The organism is Pantoea sp. SGAir0418 (assembly GCF_043529865.1).
In genome coordinates this window covers 3,937,765-3,958,947 of the sequence record NZ_CP027911.1, presented here as the reverse complement: position 1 = coordinate 3,958,947, position 21,183 = coordinate 3,937,765, and the positions used below count along the sequence as shown (strand labels likewise).

Sequence of the window (21,183 nt, the reverse complement as noted above, 5' to 3'; positions counted from 1 at the left end):
CCAAGCAAGCCGGAGAGAAACCATGCGTCCAGCAGGCCGTAGCACTTCTGAAGTGCGTCCCGTCACCCTCACTCGTCACTTTACCAAACATGCGGAAGGCTCGGTTCTTGTCGAGTTCGGCGAAACCAAAGTCCTGTGCACCGCGACCGTTGAAGAGGGCGTGCCGCGTTTTCTCAAAGGCAAAGGTCAGGGCTGGGTAACCGCAGAATACGGTATGCTGCCGCGTTCGACGCACAGCCGTATGGCGCGTGAAGCCGCCAAAGGCAAGCAGGGCGGACGTACGCTGGAAATCCAGCGCCTTATCGCCCGCTCGCTGCGTGCGGCGGTTGATCTGCAGGCGCTGGGTGAATTCACCATCACGCTGGACTGCGACGTGATTCAGGCCGACGGCGGCACGCGCACCGCGGCAATCACCGGTGCCTGCGTGGCGCTGGCGGATGCGCTGAACGCGCTGGTGGCAGCCGGTAAACTGAAAGCCAGCCCGCTGAAAGGCATGGTGGCGGCGATCTCGGTCGGCATCGTGGCCGGTGAAGCGGTGTGCGATTTAGAGTATGTCGAAGACTCCGCCGCTGAAACGGATATGAATGTGGTGATGACCGAAGATGGCCGCATGATTGAGGTGCAGGGCACCGCAGAAGGCGAGCCGTTCAGCCATGATGAATTGTTGCAGCTGCTGGCGCTGGCGCGCGGCGGCATTGAGCAGCTGATTCAGGCGCAGAAAGTGGCGTTAATTGATTGATGTAACAGGCGACCACAGAGTCGCCTTTTCTTTATTTGAGGAGTGAGAAATGAAAGCCTGGCAGCGTCAGTTTATTGAGTTCGCCCTGAACAAAGGGGTGCTGAAGTTTGGTGAGTTTACCCTGAAGTCTGGCCGTAAAAGTCCCTATTTCTTTAATGCCGGTCTGTTCAATACCGGGCGCGATTTAGCGCTGCTGGGCCGTTTCTATGCGCAGGCGCTGGTGGATGGCGGCGTCGATTTCGACCTGCTGTTTGGCCCGGCCTACAAAGGCATTCCGATTGCGACCACTACCGCCGTGGCGCTGGCCGATCATCATGACCGCGATGTGCCGTACTGTTTTAACCGTAAAGAGGCCAAAGATCACGGCGAAGGCGGTTTACTGGTGGGCAGTCCGCTGCAGGGCAAAGTGATGCTGGTCGATGATGTGATTACCGCCGGCACGGCAATTCGTGAATCGATGGATATCATCAATGCCCACAACGCCACGCTGGCCGGCGTGCTGATTTCGCTCGACCGCCAGGAGCGCGGCCGTGGCGAGATTTCCGCGATTCAGGAAGTGGAGCGCGATTATCAATGCAAGGTCACCGCGATCATTACGCTGAGCGAGCTGATTAATTACCTGGCGGAGAAGCCAGAGATGGCCGACCATCTGGCGAAGGTGAAGGCGTATCGCAAAGAGTACGGCATTTAAGATTTAGCGCGATAGTCAGCGCCGCACGATAGCGTAGCGGCGCAATTTATTGCGCGATGGATCGCGCCGCGACAAATCCGCTGTGCGTATTAAACCAGCTGTGCGGCAATCAACGGCCAGCGGCTGTCGAAATCGGCGGTCGGGCGATAACGGAACTCCGAGCGCACATAGCGTGACAGCAAACCTTCGCAGAACGCCAGCAGCTGGCTGGCGAGCAGCGTCTCATCGGTCTGGAAACCTTCGCCGTCGCGCATCTTCTTCTCTTTCATCACCTGGCGCAGCTGAACTTCGATACGCTCAAACAGCTGATTAATGCGCCCCTGCAGGCGATCCTGTTCAAACATCAGCGCGTGGCCGGTCAGGATGCGTGTCAGCCCTGGATTACGCTCACCAAATCCCAGCAGCAATTGCACGATCAGACGCAGACGCGCCATCGTCTCTTTTTCATCTTTCAGGATCAGATTGATGCGGGTAATCAGACTGTCTTCAATAAATTCAATCAGGCTATCAAACATGCGCGTTTTGCTGGGAAAGTGGCGATATAACGCCGCTTCCGAAACGCCGACATTGGCGGCCAGCTTGGCGGTGGTGATACGCTGACTGCCATCGCCCGACTCCAGCATTTGCGCCAGCGCCTGCAAAATCTCTTCGCGACGATTCCGTTTCGCGACTTTTTTTTCTGCCATGACCTTCAACACCCCTGAAATTCACCAAAAACAGGCAATACTGCCTTATCTGCCACAGATAAAGCGGCCTGTGGCGACAAGAAATAAAAAGATGGCTATGCGAAAAGTGAGCGTATTACTGACGGCCAGAGTGACCGAAACCGCCTGCGCCGCGATCGCTGGCGTCAAAATCTTCCACCAGGTTAAATTCGGCCTGCACCACCGGTACAAACACCAGCTGAGCCAGGCGATCGCCAGGCTGCAGCGTGAAGCTATCCTGGCCACGGTTCCATACTGAAACCATCAGCTGGCCCTGATAGTCGGAGTCAATCAGCCCCACCAGGTTACCCAGTACGATGCCGTGTTTGTGACCGAGACCGGAGCGCGGCAGGATGACGGCGGCCAGTGACGGATCGGCAATGTGAATCGCCAGGCCGGTCGGCACCAGCGTGGTCATACCCGGTGCGATTTCCAGTGCGTCATCAAGACAAGCGCGCAGATCGAGACCCGCGGAGCCAGAGGTCGCATAGGTGGGTAGTGGGAATTCCTTGCCTACGCGCGCATCAAGTATTTTTACGTCGATTTTTTTCATCATAACGGCTGACAATCTCGTCTATTAATTGTTGGCCAAGGAGCGTCTTATCACTGAGCGGTAAGACTTTCTCTCCCTCCTGCCAAAAAAGGTGAAGAGCATTGGTGTCGCTATTGAAGCCCTGCCCGGCCTGCGCCACATCATTGGCGCAAATCAGGTCCAGGTTTTTCCGCACCCGTTTTTGCCGCGCGTATTCTTCCACATTCTGGGTTTCGGCAGCAAATCCCACCACGAAAGGGCGCTGCACTTTGAGCGCCGCGACGCCTGCGACAATATCCGGGTTCTTCACCAGCTGCAGCGTGACGTTATCATCGCCACCCTGTTTTTTAATTTTCTCAGCGGCAATGTTTGCCGCCCGGTAGTCTGCCACGGCTGCGCTGGCAATGAAAATATCTTGTTGGCTGATTTGCGCCATCACCGCCGCTTCCATCTCCAGCGCGCTGTTAACATCAATGCGCGTCACGCCGGCGGGCGTGGCTAAGTTCACCGGACCGGAAACCAGCGTCACGTTGGCGCCGCGCTTTGCCGCCGCCGCCGCCACCGCGTAGCCCATCTTGCCGGAGCTGTGATTGCTGATATAGCGCACCGGGTCCAGCGCTTCACGGGTCGGACCGGCGGTGATCATAATGTTGAGATGTTGCAGATCGTTGACGGGCGCAGCCCACTCCAGCGCATGCGCAACGATGGCCAGCGGGTCCAGCATACGGCCCGGTCCGATATCACCGCACGCCTGGCTGCCGCTGTCCGGTCCCCAGATCAGCAGGCCGCGCTGCGCCAGACGCTGCAGATTCTCCTGCGTCACGGCCGCGCGGTACATCTGCTGGTTCATGGCCGGCACGATGGCGACCGGTGCCGCACTGGCCAGGCAGGCGGTGGTGACCAGGTCGTTTGCCATGCCGGCGGTAATGCGTGCAATCAGATCGGCGGTTGCGGGCGCAAGCACAATCAAATCGGCCCATTTTGCCAGTTCGATATGGCCCATTGCCGCTTCGGCCGCCGGGTCGAGCAAATCATCAAACACCGGATAGCCGGAAACCGCCTGCAGGCTGAGCGGCGTAATAAAGGCTTTGGCTGCATCGGTCATCATCACGCGGACATCCGCGCCGCGATCGCGCAGACGGCGCACCAGTTCCGGTGCTTTATAGGCCGCGATGCCGCCGCTGACGCCCAGCAGAATTTTTTTTCCGGCTAATCCCATCATGTTGTTTGCCTCACTTCAACGCAGAGTGCCGCGCCTGGCGCGACAGATGCAGGCAACTTTATCACAAAATCGGCGACCCGCCTTTTCACTGCCTGCGCCCTTTGCGAGCCGGCTCTGGAATTTGTCACGCGCCGCTGGTGGCCTGCAATGCACCGGCGCAGAATGGCGGCATTGCAAGGAGGGCGGAACGATGACGGAACTGGCACCACGGGAAAAACTGACGCTGCTGGGCGCCGAGGCGCTAAGCGATGCCGAACTGCTGGCGATCTTTTTACGCACCGGCACGCGCGGCAACAGCGTGATGGGGCTGGCGCGGCTGATGCTGAATGAATTCGGTTCGCTGTATCGCATCATGACCGCCAGTAAAGAAGAGCTGGGGCAGATAAAGGGCGTCGGCAGCGCCAAAATGACGCAACTGCATGCCATTGCGGAACTGGGACGGCGCTTTTTTGCCAGCCAGCTGGCGCGCGAAAATGTGATGGAGAATCCGCAGGTCACGCGCCACTACCTGCAAAGCGTGCTGGCACATCAGGAGCGTGAAATCTTTATGGCGCTGTTTCTGGATAACCAGCACCGCGTTCTGCAGGCGCAGAAGATGTTTTCCGGCTCCATTGCCAGCGTGGAAGTGCATCCGCGTGAAATCGTGCGTGAGGCGCTAAAGCTCAACGCGGCGGCGGTGATACTGGCGCATAATCATCCGTCCGGCATGGCGGAACCGAGCCGTGCCGATCGCGAGATTACCAGCAAGGTGGCGCAGGCCTGCGCGCTGCTGAATATCCGCTTATTAGATCATCTGGTGATTGGTCACGGCGAGTTTACCTCTTTCGCCGAGCGCGGCTGGCTGTAATTCGCGGCGTCAACTGGGCAGAAATCCGGCGTTTTTGCGCGATCCGGAGGGATCTTTATCTGTTCGGGACTTGAGCACTTCGGCTTAGCGGCGTATACTACGCCACCTTTGAGAATCTCGGGTTTGGCGTTTGGGCCAGCTTAGCGGGTTCACATGGAACTCGCCTGGGCGGGCTAAGGCCTGACGAGGCGGCCAAAACCTAGTTTTTAAAGCTCGAGCTGATTTGATTTTTGGAGAATAGAAATGTCACGAGTCTGCCAGGTAACTGGAAAGCGTCCGGTGACCGGTAACAACCGTTCCCACGCAATGAACGCGACGAAACGCCGTTTCCTGCCGAACCTGCACTCTCACCGTTTCTGGGTTGAGAGCGAGAAGCGCTTCGTTACTCTGCGTGTATCTGCTAAAGGTATGCGTGTTATTGATAAAAAGGGCATCGATACGGTTCTGGCCGAAATCCGCGCCCGTGGTGAGAAGTACTAAGGAACTGAATCATGGCTAAAGGTATTCGTGAGAAGATCAAGCTGGTTTCCTCTGCTGGTACAGGTCACTTCTATACCACCACGAAGAACAAACGTACTAAACCTGAGAAACTGGAACTGAAAAAGTTCGATCCGGTTGTACGTCAGCACGTGATCTACAAAGAAGCCAAAATTAAGTAATTTTGGTGTTCTTGCGAAAAACCCGGCTCCGGCCGGGTTTTTTGTTTCTGCGCTACGTTGAGGAGATGAGATGCCTGAATTACCTGAGGTAGAAACCAGCCGACGCGGTATAGAACCTCACCTGGTGGGAGAAACCATTCTGCATGCCATTGTGCGCAATCCGCGTCTGCGCTGGCCGGTTTCCCATGAAATTCACGCGCTGAGCGACCAGCCGGTGCTCAGCGTACAGCGCCGCGCCAAGTATCTGCTGCTGGAGCTGCCGCATGGCTGGATCATCATTCATCTTGGCATGTCCGGCAGCCTGCGCGTTCTGCCCGGCGAACTGCCGGCTGCGAAGCACGACCACGTTGATTTGGTGATGAGCAATGGCAAAGTGCTGCGCTATACCGATCCGCGGCGTTTTGGCGCCTGGCTGTGGACTACCGATCCGGAAGGCAGCAGCGTGCTGGCGCACCTCGGTCCGGAACCGCTGAGCGATGCCTTCAACGGCGGGTATCTGTATGAAAAGTCGCGCGGCAAACGCACGGTGATCAAGCAGTGGCTGATGGATAACAAAGTGGTGGTGGGCGTGGGTAACATCTATGCCAGCGAATCGCTGTTTACCGCCGGGATCTTACCCGATCGTCCGGCGATGAGCCTGAGTGAAGCGGAAGCGGAACTGCTGGCGAACACCATCAAAGCCGTACTGCTGCGTTCGATTGAGCAGGGCGGCACCACGCTGCGTGATTTCCTGCAGACCGACGGTAAGCCAGGTTATTTTGCGCAGCAGCTGCAGGTGTATGGCCGTGCCGGCGAGCCCTGTCGTGCCTGCGGTACGCCGATCCTCAGCGGTAAACACGGTCAGCGCAGCACCTTCTGGTGTCCACGCTGCCAGCACTGATTACGGCTGCGCCAGCTTCGCCAGCAGCGCCTGATGCACCACGGCAGGCAGAAATGCCTGCACATCACCCTGATGGCGCGCCACTTCCTTCACCAGCGACGATGAGACAAACGAGAAGCCTTCGGAAGGCATCAGAAACACGCTCTCCAGCGTGGGCAGCAGATGACGGTTCATGTGCGCCAGCTGCAGCTCATACTCAAAGTCCGATACCGCACGCAGACCGCGCACCAGCACGTTCGCGTTCTGCGCCTGGGCAAAATTCGCCATCAAATCGCTAAAGCCAACCACCTCAACATTTGGCAGATGGGCCGTAACCTGGCGCGCCAGATCGACACGTTCATCAAGGCTAAACAGCGGCTTCTTACTCGGGCTGGCGGCAATCGCCAGCACGATGCGATCAAACATCTGCGCTGCGCGCGTGACGATATCCAGATGGCCCAGCGTCATCGGGTCAAACGTGCCGGGATAAATCGCTTTAGTGCTCATACGCGGCCCTGTGTTGAGGTGTGATGCAGCGCCCAGAGCGCCGAGTATTTATTAAAGGTGTATTGTGCGTTGACCACCGCCAGAATCCAGCCCTGTTTACCATCGAGAAAACCGGCGCGCAGCAGCAGCGTCTTAATAAACGCGCCTGCGGTGTGGCTGAAAACAGAGAGAATACTGCAGCGCTTGCCGCGCTGAAAGCGCTCCTGTGCCCAGGCTTCGGCATAGTTCATCTGCTTACGCTGGAAGGCAATCAGATCGCGGCAGGTCAGGTGCTGCAAATCACCCGGCAGCGCCACCACCGGCGTGCCCTGCGTCTCGAGCGATTCGTGCACCAGATTGTCGTTATAGCGCAGATGGCGCGGATAGAGGCGCAGCACGCGGTCGGGATACCAGCCGCTGTGGCGCATAAAGCGGCCGAGAAACAGATTACTGCGCCCGAGGCTGTAAACCTTATCGCTGGGCGGCTGTGTCAGCACCTGCTCAATGGCGCGGCGCAGCTCTGGCGTAACCCGTTCATCGGCATCCAGCATCAGAATCATATCGCCGCTGGCAAAGGCCTGGGCGCGCTGACGCTGCTTACCAAAGCCGGCCCAGCCGTCTGCCTGATAGACCTGCGCACCGTGCGCGCGTGCCACCTCGATGGTCGCATCGCTGCTGCCCGAATCCAGCAGAATGATTTCATCTGCCCAGCTGACGGAAGCCAGCGCCTCCGGAAGGAGTTCAGCTTCGTTTTTGGCGATCATCACCACGGAAAGACGTTGGCGTTGCGACATGCGTTAATGAGCTCGTGGAGGCAGATGCGGTTCGAGTAACTGTAGCAGACGCTGCAGTGCGCCCTGATTCTGGTGCAGCACGTCTACCGCGTGGCGGCCGTAGTAGCGGCGATAATCGTCATCCTGCAGCAGGTTCGCCACTTCTTTTTCCAGCGACACCACATCAGTAACGGTGATCAGCCCTTCCGCCTGTTGCAGACGGGCGCAGATATCTTTGAAGTTCCAGATGTGCGGGCCCATCAGCACCGGAATGGCATGTGCAGCGGGCTCGAGCGGATTGTGGCCGCCGCGCTCCACCAGGCTGCCGCCAACAAAGGCCAGATCGGCGATGCCGTACAGCAGCATCAGTTCGCCCATGGTATCGCCAATCACCACCTGCGTGGCGCTGGAGGGGATCTCGCCGCTGCTGCGCAGGGTAAAGCTGAAGCCGCGTTTTTGCGTCAGATTGCAGGCATCTTTAAAGCGTTCCGGATGGCGCGGCACCAGAATCAGCAGCAGATCCGGGAACTGTTGCAGCAGGCGGCGATGGGCGTCGAGCACGATGGCCTCTTCGCCTTCGTGCGTGCTGGTGGCGATCCACACCGGCCGGCGCGATGCCCACTGGCGGCGCAGTGTCACCGCGCGTGCCGCCAGCTCCGGCGTAACGGAGATATCAAACTTAAGACTGCCGGTCACGGCCAGGTGCGAGCGCTTCAGGCCAAGGCTGAGGAAACGATCGCCGTCCTCAACGTTCTGCGCGGCGATCAGCGTAATGCGCTGCAGCAGGTCACGCATGAAACCGCCGAGCTTTTTATAACCTCTGGCGGAGCGTTCAGACAGGCGCGCATTGGCAATCACCAGCGGAATCTGGCGCTGATGCAGAATGCGAATAATGTTCGGCCACAGCTCGGTTTCCATGATAATCACCAGCCGCGGGTCGACGGTATCGAGGAAACGGTTAATTGAGCCGGGCAAATCGTACGGCAGATAGACGTGGTGCACGTCTTTGCCAAACGCCGACTGAGCACGCTCGGAGCCGGTGGGCGTCATGGTGGTCACGGTAATGGGCAGCGTCGGATAGCGATGACGCAACGCGCGCACCAGCGGCACGGCGGCGAGCGTTTCACCGACCGAAACCGAGTGCAGCACGATGCCGTGCGGCGCCACTTTACCGCTGCAGTAGCCGTAGCGCTCCGCCCAGCGTTTGCGATAGGCCGGTGCTTTTCGACCGCGCAGCCACAGGCGCAGCCAGATCAGTGGCTGAATCAGATAAAGCAGGGCTGTATAGAGAGTCGTCATAGTTAAGGTTACGACCAGTTCGCGTCAAAAAACACAGTAAAGGCGGCATGTTAACAGAAACTGACTGCCTGCTCATACCACTTCGTCAACGGGTTTGCAGGACGTGCTGATAAAGCGAGGTCAGCGCCTGCGCCAGTCTTTGCGGACCATAAGGTTCAATTTTGCGACGTGCGGCTTCGCCCAGCGCCGGATTGTGCGAAAGTGCGGGCGTTGCGATTACCGCTTCGTTTAACGCTTTGATATCCAACGCATCGCAGACAAAACCCTGTTCACCGTTGGTGATAAATTCTGCGCCGCCGCAGCCGGTGCTGGTAATGATTGCCAGCCCGCAGGCCATCGCTTCCAGCACCACATTGGGGAACGGATCGTACAGCGTTGGCAACAGCAGCGCATCGGCAGCATGATAAAACGGCTGAACGTCCTGCTGCACGCCCGCAAAGCGCAGGCGGTCAAGACAGTTAAGCTGGTTCGCCAGCTGCTGATAGCGCGCCAGCTGTTTGTCCTGGCCGACCACCACCAGGTAGCGATCGCTATTAGCGACCGCTTCAATAGCGGCCTTTAGCCCTTTGCGTTCGAAGCCGGAGCCGACGTAGATCATCACCGTGGCGTCCTGCGGCAGGTTGAGTCGCTGACGCGCGGCGTGACGCAGCGTATCGCTGGCAGGCTGAAAACGCTGGCTATCAATGGCGTTGTGAATCACATGGATTTTGCTGGCATCCAGCGCGAAGTGACGCAAAATATCCTGCTTCACCATGTGTGAATTACAGATTACCGCTTTCAGCGAGGGCGCGTTGAACATCTCCGCTTCCGCCTGCAGCACATAGCGATGGTACGGGCTCAGGCTGGCGCTCAGCCGCTGCCACGGCGAAACAATGCGCGCGCGCTGCTCCAGCCATACGCGATGCACACCGTCGCCGGCGCGGAAAATATCGCAGCCGGCGATGCGCTCGTGGCTCTGTACGATATCGAACTTTTCCCGCTCCCAGCAGGCGCGCGCCGCGCGGGCAAAGCCGCGTTCACGCGAAATGCGGCCGAATTTTGCCGGATTGCAGATGTGCAGGTGCCAGGCCGGGTTCGGCGTGCCCTGCCAGCTGCGGGTAATGATGTTGAGATCGAGCTGCTCGCTGTCCAGCGCTTCCAGCGCGCGTGAGATAAAGCGCTCGGCACCGCCGTCCGGCCGGTATTTCTGCCGGACAATCGCCAGCCGTAACTTAGTCATGCAAAAGGCTCCTGGCGGCGGCAAGCACATCCTCAACCGGGATGGCAGACAGATAGCGCTGCTCGGTATTGGTATTGATCGAATCCGGTGACGGCAGCGGCGCATAGTCGCCCGCCCAGATAACGCGGTTATTGTCGCCCCACGGGCGCCAGTGCTGCAGCTTGGTCGGGCCGAACAGCGCCAGGCACGGCGTCTGCAGCGCCGCGGCCATGTGCATTGGTGCGGAATCGACGCCAATAAACAGCTGTGCGGCGTCGATCAGCGCCGCCAGCTGCGGCAGCGAGAGCTGGCCTGCCAGCGACACCACGTTCGGCGTGCGGCACAGCGACTGGATATGGGCGATCATCGCCAGCTCTTTCTGATCGGGCGCGGCGGTCAGCACCACGCTGCGACCATCAGCGGCCAGCGCATCAATCAGCTGCGCCACCTTTTCATCTTCCCAGCACTTAAAAACCCAGCGCGAGGTGGGCTGCAGCACCACAAACGGGCCGGTAATCGACTGCTGAGCGAGGACGTCCTGCACTTTTTGCTGGTCGGCGGCGCTGAAATGCATGGAGGCTGTCGCCCCGGCGGTGGGAATGCCGAGCGGCTGCAGCGCCGTCATGTTTTGTTCCACGGTATGCAGCTGATGGTGACGGTCGGTGGAAACCAGCTGGTTATGGCACCAGCGCCAGAACGCGTTGTCGCGCTTGCGGTACGCAAAGCCAATGCGCACCGGCGCACCGGACAGGCCGGTAATAATGGCGCTGCGCCACTGGTCGGCCAGATTAATCACCACATCGTAATGGCAGGCGCGCACCGACCGCACCAGCGCCACCTCATGGCGAAACTTCTGCCAGCCGCCTTCCTTTTTCCAGTTGCGATCGATGATATGCAGCTGACGGATCGCCGGATGCGCTTCCAGCATCGGGCGCGTCTCTTTGTACAGCAGCACATCAATGTTGGCCTGCGGATAGCGCTGGCGCAGCGCATTGATGGCAGGCGTGGTCAGCAGCATATCGCCATGATGACGCAGCTTTATCAGCAAAATATTTTGCGGTGCAAAGTGGGCTGGAATCGGGCTTGCCATACTCAAATCATCTCAAAATTCAGTGAGCTGATTGTAGGGCAAACCCTGGAGGGGTTAAAGCCGCGGCGGGCGCTTATTTATTGCGCCAGCGATAAATGCGGCTCAGCCACAGCAGCAGCTGATACCACTGACGCGCGCCGCGCGCATTGCGCAACATGCGTTTGTGCGTCTTGCTGCTAAACAGATCGGCGATCATTGCCTGGCGCGCTGCGGCGTCCGGTTCGCGCCGGATAGCGTGGCACACGCTGAGCGCTTCGCGGGTAATCTGCGCGTGGAAGCTCGGGTAAATCTTCACCTTGTGACGATAGCGCGTATTAATCTCTTCCAGCATGCGCGCGATTTTCAGGTAGTGACGCTGATAGTCGACGTTATGCTGGCCGGTACGCTTGCGGTTGCTGATCGACGCATCGTGCATGTAGTAGCGATACAGCACCCGATCGGTGTAGCGCACGCGCTTAACGTTGAGCATGAACTCGGTGGTCCACGGGATGTCCTGATGATGCAGACCGGGTTCAAACTGCAGATTAAGCTGTTCGATCAGCTCACGGCGGTAGATACCGAGCCACACGACGTGCAGGTAACGCCGGGTTTTCAGCGCCTTGTCGAGCCACTCCGGCCCGCTTAATACGCCGGTGCTGGTGAGGCGATCCCGCGGAATCATCGGCTTAATGGTCTGGCTGGCCTTGAAAAACCACTCGGCGTTGCACTGCGCAGCGTCCAGCCGATCGCGCTCCGCCATGTCGACCAGCGTCTGGTACATCGCCGGGTCCATGGTGTCGTCGGCGTCGGGAAAGCTGACGTATTTACCCCGCGCCACGGCCAGCCCGGCATTACGCGCACGCGACACGCCACCGTTCGGCTGATGAATCACCTGAATATGCTGGTACTGCTGCGCCAGCGCGTCGGCGCGCTCGCCGGAACCGTCGGTGGAGCCATCGTCAACAATGATGATCTCCAGCGACGTCAGGGTTTGCGCCAGCAATGCATTGATACAGCCAGTAAAATCAGCACCAGCGTTAAACATCGGGATAATGAGACTGAGTAGCGGGGATGAGCTATCGGGCTGCGCTGTCATGTTCTTCGTTGTTCCGTCGCGCCAGGCGCTGCTGCTGCCGGGTGCGGATAAAATCATGGATATCATTTAGCTTGCGTTCATCCAGCTCGAACAGCTGTTCAACCGGATGGGCAAATTTGTATTGCGCAGCGAACACAAACGAGGAGGGCGCGATGTGGTTCGGGCCAATTAAGAGCACGTCACCCAGCGGCCTTTGCTCCTCTACGCAGCAGGGACCATAAATTAAAATCACCGGTACCTGTTGCGCGTCGGCAATATACACATTGCCGGAATCCGAGGCGATATAGAAATCCATCTCGTTAATGGCGGCAGGCAGCGCCTCGAGCGGAATTTTACCTACCAGACTCACCAGATTGTTTCGCTGACCGGCAACTTTAAACAACTCCTGAACGCGTGATTGTTCATTCGGTGCGCCGAAAGCAAAAAAAGTGCAGGGGAGATCGTTCAGGTGGTCGAAAAGCCGACACCAGATTAACGGCGGAATGGTTTTGGCCTGATTCCCTGCCGTCACGCTAATACCAATGCGGATGCCCGGCGCCTGCGTAATTTCCGCGGGCAGGGTTTCCGGTTGCCACAGTGGCAGAGTGGCATGTTTGGGATAACTCTCTTTGGTAAAAGAGCGATCGGCCAGTTTCAGGTAATTTTCCAGCGTTAAGGTATTTTTCTCGTGATAAACCACGCCGCTGGCCGTTAAATAAAACAGGCCCTGATAGCCTTTGCGCCGATAGCTGGAAAGAAATTGTTTGTTGCTGGCATTGCAGCAGGCGGCAATAAATAAATTGAGATTGGTGGGATGCAGCAAATAAATATTGTCGTAGCGATTGAGCAGCTGCCACACCAGTTTTATTTTTTTCATCAAACCGGAGCGGTGATCTTCGATATACCAGATGTGCTCCAGCGTGGCGTCACGTTCAGCCAGCGGGGCGACACTATAGCTCAGCAGGGCATCGCTTTTTCCCAAGTGGGATAATAACGGCGTGATATTAATATAGTCGCCAATTTTAGCGGTCTGTATCACCAGATTTTTACCGGTGCGGCCATGAACAAACTTCATCACCCATTTGACCGGCGAAAAAAGAATAAACAGTAGTACGTACGTCAAGTAGTCATCCCCATGATTCGGTCACACCGTCATGGGGGACCTGTTAACCTGAAACGTGCTGCGTGGTTGAAAATGACGTCTCCGCCACCTGAATAAGCTGCAGGTATTGCTGGCAAACAACGCTCAAACTATAAATGCTTAAGTCCAGATGTTGCAACCTGGGGGGAGTTGTATAAATTTCTCGCATTTTTTCTGCCAGCGATGTTGCATTCATCTCTGCCAGACCGCGTGACAGTTCGCCGGTGAGGATCGAAACAGGACCGCCCGGACAGCGCGTACTGACCACCGCGGTGCCGCAGCTCAGGGCTTCGACCAGCACATTACCAAAACCTTCACTGTCGGAGCTGACCACCAGCAGGCGCGCGTGCCGTATCCAGGGATAAGGATTGCGCTGAAAACCTTCGAAGCGCACGCGCTCTGCAATGCCTGAATTCTGCGCCTGCTCACGCAATTTTTGCGTTATTTTTTCGCTTCCCTGTCCCAGCAAAACCAGCGGCGCGGTGATGCCACTCAGGGCATAGGCTTCGAGCAGGCGGTCATGGCGTTTGGTTTCATGGAAGCGTCCCACGTGCACCAGGAAATCGGTGCCGGCCAACGGGCAGGGTTCTGCCGCCAGTCGGGCGAGGCTGTCAAAATCAAAAGGATTGGCGATCACTTTGGCCTGGCGGGGCTGTACGCCAATGTTTTGCACCATATCGTCGATGACGTACTGCGAAACCCCAACGATTTGGCGATCCTGATAAACGTGACGGATTTTCAGCCGCTTCAGCCACAGCGAGAAGCCGGTTTTACGTGCCAGATACGAAGCAGAAAACACGCCGTGCAGACAGAACCAGGTCCTGTCTCCATCGAGCGCCGGCGTTTGCCTGACAATGCGGTCAGTTTTATGCAGATGAGAGAGGATCAGATCAAATTTGCCGTGCCGCGCTTCACTGTCGCGCACCGCACGATCCAGCAGGCGCGCGCGGCGCCATGTTTCTGTCAGCTTGCGCCACGGGTGGTTACAGCGATCAAGAATCACCTGGTAATCCACGCCAGCCGGAATAGGGTAATCACATACCTTCCGCAATGAGAAGATCGAAACCTGGTGTCCCTGACTGAGGAAGCCCCCCGCCAGAGTCAGTACGACTTTTTCGGCGCCGCCGCCCGGCAGGCCATCAATCACCATTAAAATGCGTTTCGACAAAATTTTTTACCCCTACATGCCAGTCTGCTGTAAAGACTTAGCTGCTATCATTCCCGGTGCTATCAGGACTTAATATAAGAAAATTCAATTAATTATTTTTATGGCCAGGTAATTTTACACGAACGTGCGCTCGGTTAATTGATAAAATTCAGGCCAGTGAAGAGTTTAAATTATTCTAGTTTAACTAATCTTATACCGCTATCGACTTCCCCTCGAACCCGCATGGGAAAAGTTTGCGCCCGTCAGGAGCGTTGCGTACCATAGCGATTATAACACTGTAATTCACCGGATAAGTTATGGAAAAACCTGCCTTTTTAATTACCCTTGATACCGAAGGGGATAACCTGTGGCGCAATCGCAGCGGCAAGGTCACTACCCATAACGTCCGGTTTTTACCGCGCTTCCAGGCGCTGTGTGAGAAATACGCTTTTAAACCGACCTGGCTGACCAACTATGAGATGGCCAGTGACCCGGCTTATGTCGAGTTCGGGCGCGATCTGCTGGCGCGCGGTCAGGGCGAAATCGGTATGCATTTACATGCCTGGTACAGTCCACCTGAATATGCGCTGACCGACGATGAGTGGCGTTACCAACCTTATCTGATCGAATATCCGGAAAACGTCCTGCGCGATAAAGTCGCCTTTATGACCGATCTGCTGGAGAACGCTTTTCAGCGTAAAATGACCAGCCACCGCGCCGGCCGCTGGGCATTTAATGAAGTGTACGCCCGCGCCCTGATCGATCAGGGCTATCTGGTTGACTGCTCGGTTACGCCGCGCGTGAGCTGGCGTAATGCGCAGGGTGCACCGCAGGGACAGGGCGGAACGGATTACAGCCATTTCCCCGATCGCGCTTATTTCCTTGATGAACAGGATATTTCCAGGCCGGGCGACAGCCCGCTGCTGGAACTGCCGATGAGCATTCAGTATCGCTATGGCACGCTGACCAATCAGCTTAAAAAAATGTGGAATGGCATCCGCGGCAGGCAGCGCGGACCGTCAGTGAACTGGCTGCGGCCGGTGGGCGGCAATCTGGCCCAGATGAAGCAGGTGGCAGAACAGACGCTCAGTCAGGGTAATGACTACGTCGAGTTCATGCTGCATTCATCCGAGTTTATGCCAGATGGCAGCCCCACGTTTAAAACGGAGGCTGATATTGAACGCCTGTATGACGATCTGGAAGGCCTGTTCAGCTGGCTGGCGACCCGGACGCAGGGCATGACGCTCACTGAATTTGCGCAGCTGAAGCACCAGCAGCGCTAAACAGCCCAATCGCGTTACAGCGCGATCTCAGCCAGCATGGCCATCACGTCGTCAGGCTGAATGTCTGCCATGCTGCTGCTGCCCTGCGCGGGCCGTAACGCATGCTGATTCCTGCCATAGCCACCAATCAGTCCCGGGTCAGTCGGGCCGAACAGGGTGATGTTGGGGCGATTCAGCGCGGCGGTCAGATGGCTCAAACCGGTATCCACCGAGACCACCGCACGGGCGCCCGCCAGCTGCTGCGCCACCTGCTCCAGCGTCAGCTTCGGCAACACCTCTGCATGATCAAACCCTGCTGCCAGCCGCTGCGCGCGCTGGTGCTCGTGTTCGGCGCCCCACGGCAGCCTGACGCGCAGGCCAGTGGGCTGAACCCGCGCGATGAGCTGGCGCCAGTGATCTTCCGGCCAGTGTTTGTTGTCGCGCGTTGTGGCGTGCAGAAACACCAGGTACGGTTGGCTATCCTGCGGTTGTGCCGCGAGAAAATGACCGGCAATGGCATAGTCGCCCTGCGTGGCCGGTTTTTCATAGCCCAGACTTTTCGCGAACAGTTCGCGCGTGCGTTCCACGGCGTGCTGCTGCTTGCCAATCTCATGACGCTTGTCATACCACCAGCTGGCGAACGGTTCGCGTGCGCTGCGGCTGTCCTGGCCATGTTTGATGCCTTTGGCGAGGCGCGTCACCAGCGCGGCGCTTTTAATCAGCCCCTGGGCATCAATCACCACGTCGTACTGACGTGACTGCAGCTCGCGTTTGAATTGCACGCGCTCTTCGCGCTGCTGGCTGCCAAACCAGTGTTTGCGCCAGCGACGAATCGCCACCGGCAGGACTTTGTCGACGGCCGGATGCCAGCCAGGAATTTGCGCAAAATTCTCTTCCACCACCCAGTCGAAGCGAATGCCGGGAATCGCCTGCATCGCATCGGTCAGCGCCGGCAACGTGTGCAGCACATCACCCATCGACGAGGTTTTAACAATCAAAACGTGCATGGTTACTCCTGCACCGGATACAGTAACTCATTGAGTTCCTGATGCACGCGTGCCGGTTGAATATCAATCAGGCTCTGGTGATAGCCCTCTGCGGCATCGCCTTTGCGCACTTTGTGGTAGCCGGTAATCAGGCGAATGATGTGCGCCTGATGGGACAGCGGCGGCGTGAAATCCGGGCTGCTCGGGCCATACAGCGCCACCAGCGGCCGGTTGAGCGCGGCGGCAATGTGCATCAGTCCGGAATCATTGCTGACGACCGCAGCACAGTGGGCGATCAGAATCACCGCCTGCTCCAGCTGCGTTTCGCCCGCCAGATTGCGGCAGTGCGCGCGTGCCGTGTCCGGCAGCGCCTGCAGGATCGCCTCGCCGGTTTCCCGATCTTTAGCCGAGCCGAACAGCAGCACCTGATAGCCTTCAGCAATCAGCTGTGCCGCCAGCGCGGCGTAGTGATAGTGTGGCCAGCGCTTCGCGGGACCAAATTCGGCACCGGGGCAGAAGCCGATGGCCGGGCGATCGGCCGACAGCGCAAACTGCGCCGCGGTCATGCGTTTTTCATCGTCGTCGACGCGCAGCTGCGGCCACAACAGCGGCTGCGGCAACTGTGCTGCCGCCGCAACCGGCTGGTCATAGCCCAGCGCCACATAGCGCTCCACCATTAAGGGAAACGCGGCTTTGTCCAGCACCCGCACGTCATTCAGCACGCCATAGCGCATTTCACCGCGCCAGCCGATGCGGCGTTTAATGCCGGCAAAAAACGGCACCAGCGCCGATTTAAACGAGTTTGGCAGCACATAGGCGCGATCGTAACCGCTGGCCCGCAGCGCTTTGCCCAGGCGACGGCGCTCACCCAGCGCCAGCGCACCGTGGCCAAGCGGCATCGCCAGCGCCTGATTCACTTCCGGCATGCGTGACAGCAGCGGCCGGCACCAGGCCGGCGCCATCACATCAATTACCGCCTCAGGGTGCGCCTGTTTCAGCGTGCGATAGAGACTTTGCGACATCATCATATCGCCGACCCAGGAGGGGCCAATAACCAGAATTTTCATCGCCGGTGCCGGTTTCCTTATGCGTGACGGTTCAGCCAGGCCATATATTCGCCCACGCCCTGCGCAACGGTTTTAAACGGTTTGTCATAGCCCGCGGCGCGCAGTTTGCTGAGATCCGCCTGCGTAAAGGCCTGGTAGCGCCCTTTCAGTTTGTCCGGGAACGGGATGTATTCGATCTGGCCTTGCTGGTGGAACTTCAGCACCGCATCCGCCACTTCCTGGAAAGATTCGGCGCGGCCGGTACCACAGTTATAGATGCCGGATACGCCGTTTTCCCAGCACCACAGATTTACTGCCACTACATCATCAACGTGGATGAAGTCACGACGGAAGCTGTCACTGCCCTCGAACAGCTTAGGATTTTCACCGTTGCTGATCTGCGTATTGAGGTGGAACGCGACGCTCGCCATGCTGCCTTTATGGCCTTCACGCGGCCCGTACACGTTGAAATAGCGGAAGCCGCACACTGGCGAATCTGCTTCCGGCAGAATCTGGCGGACATAGTGGTCGAACAGCATTTTTGAGTAGCCGTACACGTTAAGCGGCTGCTCGTACTGGCGCTCTTCAATGAAGTTCTCGTTACGCCCGCCGTAGGTGGCGGCCGATGAGGCATACAGGAACGGAATTTCACGTTCGAGGCAGAAGTGCAGCAGATCTTTTGAGTACTGATAGTTGTTGTCCATCATGTACTTACCGTCCCACTCGGTGGTGGCTGAACAGGCACCTTCATGGAACACCGCTTCAATCGGACCCAGATCTTCACCCGACATGATGTAGGTGAGGAACTCCTCTTTATCCATGTAATCCGCGATGTCCAGATCCGCGAGATTCACGAATTTGGTGCCATCTTTCAGATTATCCACCACCAGGATATCGGTATGACCGCGATCGTTGAGCGCTTTCACAATGTTGCTGCCAATCATGCCCGCGCCGCCGGTTACGATAATCATATGCTTTGCCTTTAAACAGTTGGGGTGAAACAGGAGGTTTCACGCACGAATACCTAACATCATAACATTTCAGCCCGATGCGGACAGCCAGATGACGCCGATCGCGCTGCACAAATCCTGCGCGCCGCGTGAACTATGCTGCAAAACGGAGATTTCCCTGGCTGAATTGTCGTCCATTCGCTTTTCGATCAGTAATATGTGCCAAAATTTTGCTATCTGAGGAGCAGAATCATGTCCGATCAGTTCTATTCACAAATCCGGCAACAGCTTGAGACAACGCGGCAGGATGGATTGTTCAAACAGGAGCGCACCCTGACCTCGGCGCAGCAGGCGGAAATCAACGTCGCCAATAGCCCGCCGGTGATTAACTTCTGCGCCAATAACTATCTCGGCCTTGCGAACCATCCGGCGCTGATTCAGGCCGCCAAAGACGGTATGGATACGCATGGTTTTGGCATGGCGTCGGTGCGTTTTATCTGCGGCACGCAGGACAGCCATCAGCTGCTGGAGCGCCGGCTGGCGGAGTTCCTCGGCATGGAAGAGGCTATCCTGTTCTCCTCCTGCTTCGACGCCAACGGCGGCCTGTTTGAGACCCTGCTGGGCGCGGAAGATGCGATTATCTCGGATGCGCTCAACCATGCGTCGATCATCGACGGCATCCGCCTGTGCAAAGCTCAGCGCTATCGTTACGCCAACAATGATATGGCTGAGCTGCGCGCGCGCCTGCAGGAGGCCCGTGACAAGGGGGCGCGCCACCTGCTGATTGCCACCGACGGCGTGTTCTCCATGGATGGCGTGATCGCTAACCTGCAGGGCATTTGCGACCTGGCCGATGAGTTTAATGCGCTGGTGATGGTGGATGACTCGCACGCGGTGGGCTTTGTCGGCGCAAGCGGACGCGGCACGCATGAATACTGCGGCGTGATGGATCGCGTGGATATTCTGACCGGCACGCTGGGTAAAGCGCTGGGTGGCGCGTCCGGCGGTTACGTGGCGGCAAAACGCGAGGTGGTTGAATGGCTGCGTCAGCGCTCGCGCCCTTATCTGTTCTCTAACTCGCTGGCACCGGCGATTGTGGCCGCGTCGCTGCGCGTGCTGGATCTGCTGAACGAAGGCGATGGCCTGCGGCAGCGGCTGTGGGAAAACGCCCGCTTCTTCCGGGAAAAAATGACCGCTGCTGGCTTTACGCTGGCCGGTGCCGATCACGCCATCATTCCGGTGATGCTGGGCGATGCCAAAGTGGCGCAGCAATTTGCCAGCCTGCTCCAGCAGGAGGGCATCTACGTTACCGGCTTCTTCTATCCGGTGGTGCCGCAGGGCCAGGCGCGCATTCGCACGCAGATTTCTGCCGGCCACACTCAGGCGCAACTGGAGCACGCGGTGGCGGCCTTCACGCGCATCGGACAACAGTTAGGGGTTATCACTGCAGGAGCCAACGGATGAAAGCACTGGCTAAACTGAAAGCGGAAGAGGGGATCTGGATGGTGCACGACGCACCGGTGCCGGAGCCCGGTCATAACGATCTGCTGATTAAAATCCGCAAAACCGCCATTTGTGGCACCGATGTGCACATCTATAACTGGGACGACTGGTCGCGCAAAACCATTCCGGTGCCGATGATCACCGGCCACGAATACGTGGGCGAAGTGGTCGGTATCGGTCAGGAAGTGAAGGGTTTCGCCATTGGCGATCGCGTATCGGGCGAAGGTCACATCACCTGTGGCCACTGCCGCAACTGTCGCGCTGGCCGTACCCATTTATGCCGTAATACCGTGGGTGTCGGGGTCAATCGTCAGGGCTGCTTCGCTGAATATCTGGTGATCCCGGCGTTTAACGCCTTCAAAATTCCCGACAATATTTCCGACGAGCTGGCGGCGATTTTCGATCCATTCGGTAACGCGGTGCATACCGCGCTCTCGTTTGATCTGGTGGGAGAAGATGTGCTGATTTCCGGTGCCGGACCGATTGGCATTATGGCGGCAGCGGTGTGTAAGCACGTCGGCGCACGAAACGTGGTGATCACTGATATCAATGAATATCGCCTCGGGCTGGCGCGTGAAATGGGCGTGACGCGTGCGGTCAACGTGGCGCAGCAGAATCTGCGCGAGGTGATGACGGAACTGGGGATGACCGAAGGCTTTGATGTCGGACTGGAGATGTCCGGCGCGCCGCCGGCGTTTCGTACCATGCTGGAGACCATGAATCACGGCGGACGCATTGCACTGCTGGGCATTCCGCCGGGTGAGATGTCGATTGACTGGAATCAGGTCATTTTCAAGGGGCTGTTTATCAAGGGGATTTACGGCCGTGAGATGTTTGAAACCTGGTACAAAATGGCCGCGCTGATTCAGTCCGGCCTCGATCTGACGCCGATCATCACGCATCGCTATCACATCGACGACTTCCAGCAGGGCTTCGACGAGATGCGTTCCGGGCGTTCAGGCAAAGTGGTGCTGAGCTGGGATTAAACGACACAC

General features: G+C 57.9%; 23 protein-coding genes. 9 read left to right on the top strand and 14 right to left on the bottom strand.

What is annotated here, in order from left to right; genetic code table 11:
* The first annotated feature begins 22 nt into the window (after positions 1-22).
* The gene (gene rph, locus C1N84_RS18435; RefSeq protein WP_264441816.1) at positions 23-739 is read left to right on the top strand and encodes a ribonuclease PH; all 717 of its coding nucleotides are present in this window, start codon (positions 23-25) and stop codon (positions 737-739) included.
* Between the two features lie 49 nt (positions 740-788).
* Positions 789-1,430, top strand: coding sequence for an orotate phosphoribosyltransferase (gene pyrE, locus C1N84_RS18430; protein ID WP_264441815.1), 642 nt, complete (start codon positions 789-791; stop codon positions 1,428-1,430).
* Between the two features lie 89 nt (positions 1,431-1,519).
* Here the strand turns inward: pyrE and slmA are convergent, their stop codons facing one another.
* The 3 genes from slmA to coaBC all read right to left on the bottom strand — a co-directional run bounded on the left by slmA (position 1,520) and on the right by coaBC (position 3,888).
* Entirely contained in the window at positions 1,520-2,116 is a 597-nt protein-coding gene (gene slmA / locus C1N84_RS18425) for a nucleoid occlusion factor SlmA (RefSeq protein ID WP_021507079.1), read from the bottom strand.
* A gap of 115 nt (positions 2,117-2,231) precedes the next feature.
* Positions 2,232-2,690: a dUTP diphosphatase gene (dut, locus tag C1N84_RS18420; protein ID WP_031279631.1), complete on the bottom strand. Its 459-nt coding sequence runs from the start codon at positions 2,688-2,690 to the stop codon at positions 2,232-2,234.
* Positions 2,659-3,888 carry a bifunctional phosphopantothenoylcysteine decarboxylase/phosphopantothenate--cysteine ligase CoaBC gene (gene coaBC, locus C1N84_RS18415; RefSeq protein ID WP_021507077.1) on the bottom strand — a complete coding sequence of 410 codons (1,230 nt, stop codon included), beginning with the start codon at positions 3,886-3,888 and terminating at the stop codon, positions 2,659-2,661. Before coaBC ends, dut begins: the two co-directional genes overlap by 32 nt.
* Positions 3,889-4,078: 190 nt before the next feature.
* Here coaBC and radC point away from each other — a divergent pair, with 190 nt between their 5' ends.
* The 4 genes from radC (at position 4,079) to mutM (ending at position 6,274) form a co-directional block, all read left to right on the top strand.
* Complete coding sequence (gene radC, locus C1N84_RS18410) at positions 4,079-4,735, top strand: RadC family protein (protein WP_021507076.1); 657 nt, start codon at positions 4,079-4,081, stop codon at positions 4,733-4,735.
* Between the two features lie 243 nt (positions 4,736-4,978).
* Positions 4,979-5,215, top strand: a complete 237-nt coding sequence (gene rpmB, locus C1N84_RS18405) for a 50S ribosomal protein L28 (RefSeq protein WP_010616494.1) — start codon at positions 4,979-4,981, stop codon at positions 5,213-5,215.
* A gap of 11 nt (positions 5,216-5,226) precedes the next feature.
* A complete protein-coding gene (gene rpmG, locus C1N84_RS18400; protein ID WP_001051798.1) occupies positions 5,227-5,394 on the top strand; it encodes a 50S ribosomal protein L33 in 168 nt (55 codons plus the stop codon).
* A 70-nt stretch (positions 5,395-5,464) separates the two neighbouring features.
* Positions 5,465-6,274, top strand: a complete 810-nt coding sequence (gene mutM, locus C1N84_RS18395) for a bifunctional DNA-formamidopyrimidine glycosylase/DNA-(apurinic or apyrimidinic site) lyase (RefSeq protein ID WP_264441814.1) — start codon at positions 5,465-5,467, stop codon at positions 6,272-6,274.
* On the opposite strand, the gene coaD is transcribed toward mutM, so the two are convergent.
* The 8 genes from coaD to C1N84_RS18355 form a co-directional block, all read right to left on the bottom strand.
* Positions 6,275-6,760: a pantetheine-phosphate adenylyltransferase gene (coaD, locus tag C1N84_RS18390; protein WP_021507073.1), complete on the bottom strand. Its 486-nt coding sequence runs from the start codon at positions 6,758-6,760 to the stop codon at positions 6,275-6,277. It abuts the gene before it with no gap.
* Complete coding sequence (locus C1N84_RS18385; protein ID WP_010616498.1) at positions 6,757-7,533, bottom strand: glycosyltransferase family 2 protein; 777 nt, start codon at positions 7,531-7,533, stop codon at positions 6,757-6,759. Before C1N84_RS18385 ends, coaD begins: the two co-directional genes overlap by 4 nt.
* A 3-nt stretch (positions 7,534-7,536) precedes the next feature.
* Positions 7,537-8,811 (bottom strand): lipid IV(A) 3-deoxy-D-manno-octulosonic acid transferase, encoded by a 1,275-nt coding sequence (gene waaA / locus C1N84_RS18380; RefSeq protein WP_021507071.1) that lies wholly within the window; start codon positions 8,809-8,811, stop codon positions 7,537-7,539.
* Between the two features lie 85 nt (positions 8,812-8,896).
* A complete protein-coding gene (locus C1N84_RS18375; protein ID WP_166712397.1) occupies positions 8,897-10,030 on the bottom strand; it encodes a glycosyltransferase family 4 protein in 1,134 nt (377 codons plus the stop codon).
* Positions 10,023-11,099, bottom strand: a complete 1,077-nt coding sequence (gene rfaQ, locus C1N84_RS18370) for a putative lipopolysaccharide heptosyltransferase III (protein ID WP_264441813.1) — start codon at positions 11,097-11,099, stop codon at positions 10,023-10,025. The genes C1N84_RS18375 and rfaQ overlap by 8 nt, the downstream gene beginning before the upstream one ends.
* A gap of 73 nt (positions 11,100-11,172) precedes the next feature.
* Positions 11,173-12,123: a glycosyltransferase gene (locus tag C1N84_RS18365; protein WP_264443790.1), complete on the bottom strand. Its 951-nt coding sequence runs from the start codon at positions 12,121-12,123 to the stop codon at positions 11,173-11,175.
* Between the two features lie 31 nt (positions 12,124-12,154).
* Positions 12,155-13,276, bottom strand: a complete 1,122-nt coding sequence (locus C1N84_RS18360; RefSeq protein WP_059010939.1) for a glycosyltransferase family 9 protein — start codon at positions 13,274-13,276, stop codon at positions 12,155-12,157.
* A gap of 43 nt (positions 13,277-13,319) precedes the next feature.
* The gene (locus C1N84_RS18355; RefSeq protein WP_021507066.1) at positions 13,320-14,444 is read right to left on the bottom strand and encodes a glycosyltransferase; all 1,125 of its coding nucleotides are present in this window, start codon (positions 14,442-14,444) and stop codon (positions 13,320-13,322) included.
* Positions 14,445-14,758: 314 nt separating this feature from the next.
* On the opposite strand from C1N84_RS18355, the gene C1N84_RS18350 reads away from it, so the two are divergent.
* Positions 14,759-15,724: a polysaccharide deacetylase family protein gene (locus C1N84_RS18350; protein ID WP_127833500.1), complete on the top strand. Its 966-nt coding sequence runs from the start codon at positions 14,759-14,761 to the stop codon at positions 15,722-15,724.
* Between the two features lie 14 nt (positions 15,725-15,738).
* On the opposite strand, the gene rfaC is transcribed toward C1N84_RS18350, so the two are convergent.
* From rfaC to rfaD, 3 genes are read right to left on the bottom strand one after another with little or no spacing between them, the layout of a single operon-like run.
* Complete coding sequence (rfaC, locus tag C1N84_RS18345; protein ID WP_059010944.1) at positions 15,739-16,710, bottom strand: lipopolysaccharide heptosyltransferase RfaC; 972 nt, start codon at positions 16,708-16,710, stop codon at positions 15,739-15,741.
* Between the two features lie 2 nt (positions 16,711-16,712).
* Positions 16,713-17,756, bottom strand: a complete 1,044-nt coding sequence (gene rfaF, locus C1N84_RS18340) for an ADP-heptose--LPS heptosyltransferase RfaF (RefSeq protein ID WP_264441812.1) — start codon at positions 17,754-17,756, stop codon at positions 16,713-16,715.
* Between the two features lie 17 nt (positions 17,757-17,773).
* Positions 17,774-18,706, bottom strand: coding sequence for an ADP-glyceromanno-heptose 6-epimerase (rfaD, locus tag C1N84_RS18335; protein WP_021507062.1), 933 nt, complete (start codon positions 18,704-18,706; stop codon positions 17,774-17,776).
* 231 nt (positions 18,707-18,937) lie between these two features.
* Here rfaD and C1N84_RS18330 point away from each other — a divergent pair, with 231 nt between their 5' ends.
* Both C1N84_RS18330 and tdh read left to right on the top strand, forming a co-directional pair.
* The gene (locus tag C1N84_RS18330) at positions 18,938-20,149 is read left to right on the top strand and encodes a glycine C-acetyltransferase (RefSeq protein WP_058771026.1); all 1,212 of its coding nucleotides are present in this window, start codon (positions 18,938-18,940) and stop codon (positions 20,147-20,149) included.
* Positions 20,146-21,174, top strand: a complete 1,029-nt coding sequence (tdh, locus tag C1N84_RS18325) for an L-threonine 3-dehydrogenase (protein WP_058781667.1) — start codon at positions 20,146-20,148, stop codon at positions 21,172-21,174. Before C1N84_RS18330 ends, tdh begins: the two co-directional genes overlap by 4 nt.
* The last annotated feature ends 9 nt before the right edge of the window (positions 21,175-21,183 follow it).

Bases quoted from the DNA above. Each gene is read 5' to 3' on its own strand.
- rph (WP_264441816.1), top strand. From the start codon at position 23: ATGCGTCCAGCAGGCCGTAGCACTTCTGAAGTGCGTCCCGTCACCCTC.
- pyrE (WP_264441815.1), top strand. From the start codon at position 789: ATGAAAGCCTGGCAGCGTCAGTTTATTGAGTTCGCCCTGAACAAAGGG.
- slmA (WP_021507079.1), bottom strand. From the start codon at position 2,116: ATGGCAGAAAAAAAAGTCGCGAAACGGAATCGTCGCGAAGAGATTTTG.
- dut (WP_031279631.1), bottom strand. From the start codon at position 2,690: ATGATGAAAAAAATCGACGTAAAAATACTTGATGCGCGCGTAGGCAAG.
- coaBC (WP_021507077.1), bottom strand. From the start codon at position 3,888: ATGATGGGATTAGCCGGAAAAAAAATTCTGCTGGGCGTCAGCGGCGGC.
- radC (WP_021507076.1), top strand. From the start codon at position 4,079: ATGACGGAACTGGCACCACGGGAAAAACTGACGCTGCTGGGCGCCGAG.
- rpmB (WP_010616494.1), top strand. From the start codon at position 4,979: ATGTCACGAGTCTGCCAGGTAACTGGAAAGCGTCCGGTGACCGGTAAC.
- rpmG (WP_001051798.1), top strand. From the start codon at position 5,227: ATGGCTAAAGGTATTCGTGAGAAGATCAAGCTGGTTTCCTCTGCTGGT.
- mutM (WP_264441814.1), top strand. From the start codon at position 5,465: ATGCCTGAATTACCTGAGGTAGAAACCAGCCGACGCGGTATAGAACCT.
- coaD (WP_021507073.1), bottom strand. From the start codon at position 6,760: ATGAGCACTAAAGCGATTTATCCCGGCACGTTTGACCCGATGACGCTG.
- C1N84_RS18385 (WP_010616498.1), bottom strand. From the start codon at position 7,533: ATGTCGCAACGCCAACGTCTTTCCGTGGTGATGATCGCCAAAAACGAA.
- waaA (WP_021507071.1), bottom strand. From the start codon at position 8,811: ATGACGACTCTCTATACAGCCCTGCTTTATCTGATTCAGCCACTGATC.
- C1N84_RS18375 (WP_166712397.1), bottom strand. From the start codon at position 10,030: ATGACTAAGTTACGGCTGGCGATTGTCCGGCAGAAATACCGGCCGGAC.
- rfaQ (WP_264441813.1), bottom strand. From the start codon at position 11,099: ATGGCAAGCCCGATTCCAGCCCACTTTGCACCGCAAAATATTTTGCTG.
- C1N84_RS18365 (WP_264443790.1), bottom strand. From the start codon at position 12,123: ATGTTTAACGCTGGTGCTGATTTTACTGGCTGTATCAATGCATTGCTG.
- C1N84_RS18355 (WP_021507066.1), bottom strand. From the start codon at position 14,444: ATGGTGATTGATGGCCTGCCGGGCGGCGGCGCCGAAAAAGTCGTACTG.
- C1N84_RS18350 (WP_127833500.1), top strand. From the start codon at position 14,759: ATGGAAAAACCTGCCTTTTTAATTACCCTTGATACCGAAGGGGATAAC.
- rfaC (WP_059010944.1), bottom strand. From the start codon at position 16,710: ATGCACGTTTTGATTGTTAAAACCTCGTCGATGGGTGATGTGCTGCAC.
- rfaF (WP_264441812.1), bottom strand. From the start codon at position 17,756: ATGAAAATTCTGGTTATTGGCCCCTCCTGGGTCGGCGATATGATGATG.
- rfaD (WP_021507062.1), bottom strand. From the start codon at position 18,706: ATGATTATCGTAACCGGCGGCGCGGGCATGATTGGCAGCAACATTGTG.
- C1N84_RS18330 (WP_058771026.1), top strand. From the start codon at position 18,938: ATGTCCGATCAGTTCTATTCACAAATCCGGCAACAGCTTGAGACAACG.
- tdh (WP_058781667.1), top strand. From the start codon at position 20,146: ATGAAAGCACTGGCTAAACTGAAAGCGGAAGAGGGGATCTGGATGGTG.